This window comes from Pedobacter sp. (genome assembly GCF_045627485.1).
In the GTDB taxonomy this organism is placed as follows: domain Bacteria; phylum Bacteroidota; class Bacteroidia; order Sphingobacteriales; family Sphingobacteriaceae; genus Pedobacter.
In genome coordinates, this window is the sequence record NZ_JAZQNU010000011.1 from 1 (window position 1) to 8,922 (window position 8,922).

General features: G+C 41.1%; 9 protein-coding genes. 3 read left to right on the forward strand and 6 right to left on the reverse strand.

The features are described from left to right. On the reverse strand, positions 1-437 hold a 437-nt coding region (locus tag ACR2F3_RS00585), incomplete at its 3' end, for an alpha-amylase family glycosyl hydrolase (RefSeq protein ID WP_432708039.1). A gap of 74 nt (positions 438-511) precedes the next feature. On the opposite strand from ACR2F3_RS00585, the gene ACR2F3_RS00590 reads away from it, so the two are divergent. Next, a complete protein-coding gene (locus tag ACR2F3_RS00590; RefSeq protein ID WP_432708040.1) occupies positions 512-1,033 on the forward strand; it encodes an acyl-CoA thioesterase in 522 nt (173 codons plus the stop codon). Between the two features lie 21 nt (positions 1,034-1,054). Here ACR2F3_RS00590 and ACR2F3_RS00595 read toward each other — a convergent pair whose 3' ends face one another. Beyond that, the gene (locus ACR2F3_RS00595) at positions 1,055-1,624 is read right to left on the reverse strand and encodes a hypothetical protein (RefSeq protein WP_432708041.1); all 570 of its coding nucleotides are present in this window, start codon (positions 1,622-1,624) and stop codon (positions 1,055-1,057) included. A gap of 78 nt (positions 1,625-1,702) precedes the next feature. Beyond that, complete coding sequence (locus ACR2F3_RS00600; protein WP_432708042.1) at positions 1,703-2,107, reverse strand: EVE domain-containing protein; 405 nt, start codon at positions 2,105-2,107, stop codon at positions 1,703-1,705. Between the two features lie 93 nt (positions 2,108-2,200). On the opposite strand from ACR2F3_RS00600, the gene ACR2F3_RS00605 reads away from it, so the two are divergent. After that, a complete protein-coding gene (locus ACR2F3_RS00605) occupies positions 2,201-3,094 on the forward strand; it encodes an SMP-30/gluconolactonase/LRE family protein (RefSeq protein ID WP_432708043.1) in 894 nt (297 codons plus the stop codon). Here ACR2F3_RS00605 and ACR2F3_RS00610 read toward each other — a convergent pair whose 3' ends face one another. The 3 genes from ACR2F3_RS00610 to holA all read right to left on the reverse strand — a co-directional run bounded on the left by ACR2F3_RS00610 (position 3,095) and on the right by holA (position 7,903). Continuing rightward, on the reverse strand, positions 3,095-3,751 hold the full coding sequence (locus ACR2F3_RS00610) for a DUF6266 family protein (protein WP_432708044.1): 657 nt from the start codon (positions 3,749-3,751) through the stop codon (positions 3,095-3,097). It abuts the gene before it with no gap. Positions 3,752-4,159: 408 nt separating this feature from the next. Continuing rightward, a complete protein-coding gene (locus ACR2F3_RS00615; protein WP_432708045.1) occupies positions 4,160-6,715 on the reverse strand; it encodes a zinc-dependent metalloprotease in 2,556 nt (851 codons plus the stop codon). Between the two features lie 162 nt (positions 6,716-6,877). Then, the gene (gene holA, locus ACR2F3_RS00620; protein WP_432708046.1) at positions 6,878-7,903 is read right to left on the reverse strand and encodes a DNA polymerase III subunit delta; all 1,026 of its coding nucleotides are present in this window, start codon (positions 7,901-7,903) and stop codon (positions 6,878-6,880) included. Between the two features lie 56 nt (positions 7,904-7,959). Here holA and ACR2F3_RS00625 point away from each other — a divergent pair, with 56 nt between their 5' ends. After that, positions 7,960-8,421 (forward strand): type I restriction enzyme HsdR N-terminal domain-containing protein, encoded by a 462-nt coding sequence (locus ACR2F3_RS00625; protein WP_432708047.1) that lies wholly within the window; start codon positions 7,960-7,962, stop codon positions 8,419-8,421. Positions 8,422-8,922: the final 501 nt, after the last annotated feature.

An 8,922-nucleotide genomic window follows, 5' to 3' on the forward strand; every position in this document is an offset into this window, starting at 1 on the left:
CTGCCAGGAAAGGTAAACTTTGTCCAGGCATCAATTTCAATTAAATCAGATGTAAATTCGTTTCGGTTATTGTAGTCTACACTCCTAACCGCTATTTTTTCCAGCTCGTCAGCCCCTGCTTTGTGATTAAACACCACATCAGCAATCACAGCCATTCCGTTTTCCTGCAATGTAGCAATAGCATCGAGGTAGCTTTTCTTACTGCCGTACTTAGTTTCTACACTGTTTTTCTGGTCAAACTCACCAAGGTCGTATAAATCGTAACAGTCGTATCCCACAGAATCTGCCCCTTCGGTACCCTTATAGGCAGGCGGTAGCCAAACATCTGTTATTCCTAATCCTGAAAGATGTTTTGCTTCTTGTATTGCTTTTTGCCAAAGTGGTTGGTGGTCCTGATAATACCAGTGAAAAAACTGGATGAGTAAGCGGTTGGTCATATAGAGGGTTACATGTTATGCTAAAACTTCATATATAACCAGAATTTGCACAATTTGTTTAATTTTGTCGCCATATGGAAAAAACAACTAAACATCCAAAACAATCATTCACGGTGATGAATGAGCTGGTGCTTCCCAATGATACGAACACGTTGAATAATTTGATGGGGGGAAGATTACTACACTGGATGGACATTGCTGCAGCCATATCAGCACAAAAACACAGCAACAGGATCGTAGTAACCGCATCGGTTGATAACGTTTCCTTTAAACAAGCCATTAAACTGGGCGACGTGATTACCATAGAAGCTTTGGTAACCCGTGCATTTAACACCTCTATGGAGGTTAGACTGGATGTATGGGCTGAAAATATACCTTCTGGTACACGCCATAAATCAAATGAAGCTTTTTATACTTTCGTGGCCCTTGATGAAAACGGTAAAACAGTGCCTGTACCCGAAATTATTCCGGAAACTGCGCTGGAACAGGAATTATACGATGGCGCATTGCGACGTAGACAGCTTCGCCTGGTATTGGGTGGAAAAATGCAAGCTAAAGATGCCAATGAATTAAAGGCGATATTTTATAAAGAATAGAAATGATAAACTAAGCTTAGCTTAGTTTATTTTGCTGTTTTGTGCTTTAAGTTCCGCATGTGCAGCAGGACTTCTCTGGTATAGCACAGAGTGAAAAGCCAGTGATTTGGCGCCTTCCAGGTAATTTTCCTTTTTGTAATTTACATTTACCGTATTGGTACTGCCGTTCATTAACCCAATAGAGGCAATTACCCCATTAATTGCTGTACTATAAAAACTGGTAATGATGCGTCCACTAAGCTCTTCTTCAATGGTGGGATCTTTTTCTCCCCATTTCCTTACCGGAACCATCTTTTTGGATACTTTTTGGAAACTCTTCTCTGAATAGGAATCAGTATTAAGGTACTTTTTATAACGGATACCGCGTTTTATTTCCCTTAATTTTATCGTCTTAATTTCATCAGGGCAAAAATAAACCACCTCGGCATCTTTTTTAATTCCAATACTGTCGCTGGTTACTTCATACAATACACCTTTAAAAACATCATTCCCCGTACTAATGGTGGCTATAAATGGCTTAATCTGTGCGGTGGCATTCATTTGGCCCGCAACGAAGAAGGATACAACCAGGGTGAAGATGTGTTTTATCATAGAGTATTTTTTTACAATCTACGGATAAAACGTCAATATATAGCGCTTTGTTTTAAAATTGTCAGGAAATAGTAATAATTAACTTCCCATTTCCAGAATTTTGTCAAATTCCTCTGCCTTTAATTGCATAACCGATAAGCGGCCTTGTTTCACCAAAGAAATGTCCTTCAAACTTTCCTCTGCTTTGATCTGGGCCAATGTTACGGGATGTTTTAGGGTTTCAACCGGCGCCAGATCAACCACCACCCAGTTGGCATTATCTGTAGTTGGATCCTGGTATGATTCCTTAACTACCTTGGCGATACCCACCACCTCTTTACCTTCATTACTATGGTAGAAAAGAACAAGATCACCTTCCTTCATTTCTCTCAGGTTATTTCGTGCCTGATAGTTTCTTACACCATCCCAAAAGGTGCGTCCGTCCTGATTAAATTTTTCCCAGCTATATTTAAAAGGTTCAGATTTAACTAACCAATAATTCATCGTTGTATGTTATTAAGTACTTTCAGCAAAAGTAACAAACTCCACTAAACCTTTACTATATTTATTGACCTGACCAATATAAGCGCGTAAACTATGAAACTAAGCATCAGATCTACCACTTGTCTTTTTTTGCTGACACTGAGCCTGGCAGCTACCCACGGAACAGCACAAATCTTTAATCCCGCTGACCTGAAACTCATCAGCAACGAATTCTCCTTTACCGAAGGGCCAGCAGTCAATAAAAAAGGCGACATCTATTTTACCGATCAGCCAAATGACAAGATCTGGATATATGACACTGAGGGCCAACTTTCAGTATTTATGGATAAAACAGGCCGCTCCAATGGCTTGTATTTTGATAAAAAAGGCAACCTGATCTCCTGCGCAGATGAGAAAAATGAACTTTGGTCTATTGATAAAAACAAGAACGTCACCGTACTGGTTACTGACCTGGATGGGAAAAAACTTAACGGCCCCAATGACCTGTGGATTGACAATAATGGAGGCATCTATATAACCGACCCATATTACCAGCGCGACTACTGGACCAGAAAAAAACCAGAGCTTGAAAAGCAAAATGTCTATTACATTCCTGCAGGCAAAAAAAAGATGATTCAGCTTGTTGTAGATGACCTGAAGCAACCTAATGGAATTGTTGGCACACCAGATGGCAAATATCTGTACGTCGCTGACATTGGTGACCGGAAAACCTACCGCTATACCATCGCCTCAGAAGGAAAACTCACTAACAGGAAGCTGATGTTTGAAAATGGCTCTGACGGCATGACACTTGATAACCAGGGTAACATTTACATCACTGGAAATGGTGTAACGGTTTACAATCCCGAAGGCATACAGATTGCTCACATTCCAATAAACGGCTGGACGGCCAATGTGTGTTTTGGAGGCAAGAACAGGTCCGACCTGTTTATCACTTCCACAAAATCTGTGTATACCATTCCAACAACGGTAAAAGGGGTAAACTAACTACCCCCTATCCTCTTCAGTACCTGAAGTCCCTAAATATTGGCTATCGGCAGCTTTTAACCTGTCGTTCGATACAAAGGATATATACACCTCCAGCTGCTCGTTAAGCATTGCAGGAGGGAGTATAAGGGTATCCTCCATCTTTGCACGCCTGGCCCCACTATCTATGAACGTACTCTTGTTTAATCTCGGCGAATAAGCCAGCATCATCACCTGGTCTTTACCATAGGTCTCTACTGGGCTTCCGGGGTAATCCCATGTAAATTTCAACCCGTTTTCCACACGCTGTACCCTAGGATTTGCCGCTATTTCCAGATCTCCTTTGCTAACCAAGAGGTGTTCAAAGTTTATCTTGACGTCCGGGTAAGTTCCGGTGGTGCCCTGCAGTCTGTTGTAACGAACTGCCAGGTTATGATAATTCCTGGTTGTACCCATGGCAAGCGGACTAAAACCTGTTTTAACGAATCCTTTTACCTTATCTAAAAATAAGGTGAGAACGCCCATTTCCATTCTACTTTGCAATTGTGGCAAAGTGGGTGGCTTATTGGATTTCCTGCGTTTTCCACGCATTACATTTTGTCCGTTTAACTGATAGGTAACAACTGCACCAACTGTTCCGCTGGGCCCGCCGAAGATTCCTCCTGGTAATAGTGCCATGATAAGTGTTTTCTAAGTGATTAATGCATTTATCTAATATAATAAATAATAATTAATAAAATTGAGCAGCTCTTGATAAATATTAGGGCGACATAGGGGTATTACGAGGGGGCTTAGCCGGCCTTAGAAGGGCTGCAGCCGTTCAAAGGCCCTTCTAAGGCCCTTCTAACCCCCTTATAAAGCCCTTATAACTATAGATTATTCTGCTGAATTTATATTTTCCTTAAGCGAATGTTTTTTATCAGAAATTTATTTTGACGAGAGGTTTTATTAACCTATCATGGGTATGGTGCATGGGCCCGTGGCTAACCTAATTTATTATAAAACAGAAAAGGGCGCCCAAAATTTGGAACGCCCTTTTATCCATTCAACTGAGGTTAGCTGGTGCTATATTAAACTCAGGTGATCTTATTTTTTTGGATCTAATGCGGCATCGATACGATCTGAAAGATCTTCCAAATGATATTTGCTTAAGCCACTTACCGATGGAATCGCACTTTTAATCATCACATTTAAATCTTTTAATTGTGCCTTTACCACAGAAGTAACATCACTTTCTGACACGCTAACAGCACTTTGTGGCAAACTACCCCTGCCTGATGCTGCTGGAATGATGCTGGTTGGCACTGGTTTTAACAGGTTAACCATCTTTTCTACATAATTCTTTTGCAGATTACGTTTATAAACGTCGATGGCCTTTTCTTCTTTCACCTCACTGAAAACAATACCCTGCAAGTCAGCAAACATATCGGTAATTTTATATGCCTTTTGTCCGTCTACCGCTTCTGCCGCAATGAGTTTACTTAAGGTAAAACTGCTGATCAGCCTTGTCAAAACAGGGTTTTGAATTTTATAAATCACGTCTACAGCATTGGTACCGGTATTATCCAGCACTTCCTGGTTTAACAACCATGTTGGCGTGTTAAAAAGGTTCTTACCGAGGAAATTCATAGCTTCTTTTTGTGTTGCTGCAGGTGTACGCTGGTAGATAACGCCTTTTTGATCAACTGTTTTTGGCGTTTCTTCTATACCGCCAATATTTTTAGCGACGTGCCCCATATAACGACCAAATTGTGTGGTCAGTTGTCCATACATATTGTCGAGGTTCTCGTAACCTTCATTATCTGCCGAAGTCCATTCTTTTAAGTTATTTAAAATAACCTTAAGGTTCTTAATACCATATTCACTGGCCAGCATGGCATTATCGCCCAGGTCTTCATTTTGTGAGCGCGGATCGTTCGGATTGGTTTCTGTACCGAACCATAAACGGTTATCTTTTAATTTCTTAACCGTTACTTTGTTCAAAAAAGGCACCTCAGCAAGTGGTGTTTTTGCTTCAGGAAGTAAACGGTAACCCCATTCAATGGCCCACAAATCATAATCACCAATTCTTGGGTATAAACCTACCGGTGAGATTTTATCTTCAGGTTGTGCCACATAATTGAAACGTGCATAATCCATGATAGAAGGTGTATGGCCATTGGCTTCCACATAAGCCTTATTGCGCAGTTTTTCTACCGAGACTGTTGAACTTGAGCCATAATTATGACGTAGGCCTAAGGTATGTCCAACTTCATGGGAAGAAACGAAACGAATCAGGTCGCCCATTAACTCATCACTAAATTCCATCTTTCTGGCACGCGGATCAACAGCGGCAGTTTGAATCATGTACCAGTCGTGTACAAGTTTCATCACATTGTGATACCAGTTAATATGGCTTTCCATAATTTCACCACTTCTTGGATCTGCTATACTTGGTCCACTGGCATTGGCAATTTCGGATGGTTTATAAACAATGGCCGAGTGCGTCGCGTCGTCAAGGCTCCAATAAGGATTTTCCTCTTTAGTTGGTGCAGGTTTACCCTGGATGGCGTTTTTAAAACCTGCTTTTTCAAAGGCTTTCTGCCAATCGTTAATACCTGCTATTAAATAAGGCACCCATTTTTTAGGGGTAGCCGGGTCAATATAAAATATAATCGGTTTTGCCGGTTCTACCAGTTCACCACGTTTGTAACGCTCCATATCTGCAGCTTTTGGCTCCAGTCTCCAGCGTTTTACGATTTGCACCTCACGTACGCCCTGTGGGTTGAGGTCAAAATCTGTATAACCCACTGTAAAGTAGCCAACACGTGGATCGAAATAACGCGGCTTCATAGGTACTTTAGGTAAAATAACCAGTGAAGTATTGAGCTCTACAGTAGAAGAACCACTTGCACCGCCTGGTATAGGTGACGAACTGCCACCGAAAGGGTTTGGTGCAGCAGTTAAGGTATAGGTTTTAACGGTACCGATTTCTACGTTTTTGGGGAAACTGCGGACACCAACGATATAACTTCTGTCTGATAATTGTGTGCCTAAACGAAAACGGGTTTTAGTTTGTGGGGAACCGAAATAAAAGATGTCGTTATCACTGCTAATATAGTCGGTCATATCGATTACACTTCCCTTTTTATCTGGCGAATAAGCTGCAATGTTAAACGCAGCAGCAATGGCCTGGATATTGGAGTTTTGTAACGACTGGTACATGGCTGTAGTACTATCGGGACCATAGGTGCGGTAAGAAAGTTTACGCATGAAGATCTTGTTGTTCGGGCCTTTCTCAAACTTGATTACACTGCTACCAATCTGGTCGCCTGCATAACCCGCAGCAGCCCTTACTTCGGCTCCCGCTTTGGAAATACGGTTAACCACCAGTATTTCTCTGTTCAAAATAGAATCGGCAATTTCGAAGTAAAACTTCTCCTCCACTTTGTGGCTGGTAATCATTCCTTTCTTCGTTTCCGCTTTGGAGGTAATGACAGTAGCATAAGGTTTTGGTGCAGCTTTGGTGCCCATGGCAGCTAATGGACCTGCGGTCTTTTTAGTGGTATCGGTAGCAGACGCTACTGGCCGCGGACGGGTTTGTGCATTGGCATAGGACAGCGTTGCCATCGCCAATGCGGAGATTAGTAAAGTTTTCTTCATGTACGTAATGTTTGGACACACAAATATAACGTTGCGTTTGCTGTGTGTAAGGTTTGAGGTATAACTTTACAGTTACATGAGCGCGAAGCACAAAAGGGATTCGGGGAGGCTGTAATGGTTTACAATGGGCCGTTTACTGTAAAATGTTTAGTTGCAGAATGCTTAGTGGATAATTTTAAACACCAACTCTTTAAGCAACTCGCCGTCTGTTACGTTTCCCGTGCTTTCCACGCCTTTACTTTTCAGGTCGTATTCTCTTAACAGACTCACTATATCAAAAACTTTATTGATGTTATAGTTTCGCGCGGCCATTTCATAATCTTTTATAAAATAAGGGTTTACGCCCAAAACTTTAGCGGCATCATTTTTATTTGGCAGATATTGATATTTTAAGACTTTTGAAAAGTAGCCATTTAAACTTGCCATCACCATGACCATGGGGTTAGCTTTAGGGTTATCGGCAAAGTAGTTGACAATCTGGTTGCATTTAACCGGGTCGCGCATAACGATAGCTTTCTGGAGTTCAAAAACATTGTACTCCTTACTGATACCGATGTTCTTTTGCACCAAAGCAATATCTATGGTGATATCATTACTAATATTTAACAGCAGCTTTTCTACCTCATTGGCAATTTTAGACAGGTCGGTACCCAGGTATTCAGCCATTAGCGCCGCCGCCTGCGGTGCAATTTTGTAACCTTTCTCCCGCACATAGTCTTCAATCCAGGCAGCTAACTGGTATTCACGGATCGGGTCAGACTGAAAGATTAGTCCAGATTTACTAATGGCCTTATATAACTTTTTACGCTTATCGAAATTGGCATACTTGTAAGCCAGTACAAGAATGGTAGATGGCAAGGGATTTTCAAAGTAGTGCTGCACAAAGCTGGCCTCTTTGCTTGCGCCCTCGGTTTCCTTGCCCCATTTTAGGTCCTGTGCTTCCTTTACGATAATCAGCTGGTAGTCTGACATCATTGGATACCGTTTAGCGGCATTTAAGATGGTGGCCATATCTGCATCCTTACCGTACAAAACGGTTTGGTTAAAGCCTTTTTCCATATCGCTGAGCAGGTTAGCCTCCATGTAATCAACCACCTGATCGATGTAATAGGGTTCTTCACCATGTAATAAATAAACAGGCTTAAGCTTTCTCGCTTTAAGGTCTTTAATAATTTCTGCAGCAGTCATATAATTTACCAAATGTAACCGCTAAAAACTAAATATTAAAGGTTAATTTTGCACAAATGGCATTTACCCCTGTAGCACTTAACCTTCCGGGTTACCCTTTTAAGCTTACCAAAAAAGAAGCGCAACATTATATCTTCGATGAAATCCGCCGGAAGCACCTGGTACTAACCCCCGAAGAGTGGGTACGTCAACATTTCATCCAATACCTGATCCTGGAAAAGAAATTCCCAAAATCACTCATTCAAATAGAGGGAGGTTTAACATTAAACAGCTTACAAAAACGCACCGATGTGGTTATTTACAACCGCCATGGGGAGAGGATAATGATAGTGGAATGTAAATCGCCGTCGGTGAAGATTTCACAGGCAGTATTTGACCAGGCAGCACGGTATAACTCGGTGCATAAAGTCAAATGGCTGGTAGTGACCAATGGACTGGTTCATTGCTATGCCGCAATTGACCACCAGGAAGGTCAGTTTGCTTTTATAGAGGAGTTGCCGGAATATAATAGCCTGTAAATTTTTCTTGCTGTTAATACTTAAATTTTTCTTGCTATCAAAACTTAAATTTTTCTTGCTATCAAAGTCTGAAAACTTTTACCGAAGAGGTAAAAGCCTTCTAGGCCTTTTCTTAGCAAGCAAAATTTATCCACGGAACACGTAATGCAGTGCGAATTAACGGGAGTTGTCAACACATACTCACAGAAACTCCACATGGTTTTCACATGTTACTAACAACATCATGTTGGGAATTCGCTTTTTAAACACCCACTATAAATCTACAACCCAACAAACAAACTTCTTCGGAATACGCTGATCAACAACTATATAAAATCAAACCCTTCCTTAGTATGCTTTAATACAATTTTCAGGCAACAGCTTCCCAACCAATGTTATTAACATCGAAAAGCCACAATCCTGTTAACAACTACTTGTTAACAACTAAGTATATCTAACATTTTCCTTTTTAACAGAACGTTCATATCCCTTTTCCCTCCCCCTTTATTTGCACAAAAAAAA

Excerpts from the sequence above, each read along its gene's own strand:
- ACR2F3_RS00590 (WP_432708040.1), top strand. The coding sequence starts at position 512 with ATGGAAAAAACAACTAAACATCCAAAACAATCATTCACGGTGATGAAT.
- ACR2F3_RS00595 (WP_432708041.1), bottom strand. The coding sequence starts at position 1,624 with ATGATAAAACACATCTTCACCCTGGTTGTATCCTTCTTCGTTGCGGGC.
- ACR2F3_RS00600 (WP_432708042.1), bottom strand. The coding sequence starts at position 2,107 with ATGAATTATTGGTTAGTTAAATCTGAACCTTTTAAATATAGCTGGGAA.
- ACR2F3_RS00605 (WP_432708043.1), top strand. The coding sequence starts at position 2,201 with ATGAAACTAAGCATCAGATCTACCACTTGTCTTTTTTTGCTGACACTG.
- ACR2F3_RS00610 (WP_432708044.1), bottom strand. The coding sequence starts at position 3,751 with ATGGCACTATTACCAGGAGGAATCTTCGGCGGGCCCAGCGGAACAGTT.
- ACR2F3_RS00615 (WP_432708045.1), bottom strand. The coding sequence starts at position 6,715 with ATGAAGAAAACTTTACTAATCTCCGCATTGGCGATGGCAACGCTGTCC.
- holA (WP_432708046.1), bottom strand. The coding sequence starts at position 7,903 with ATGACTGCTGCAGAAATTATTAAAGACCTTAAAGCGAGAAAGCTTAAG.
- ACR2F3_RS00625 (WP_432708047.1), top strand. The coding sequence starts at position 7,960 with ATGGCATTTACCCCTGTAGCACTTAACCTTCCGGGTTACCCTTTTAAG.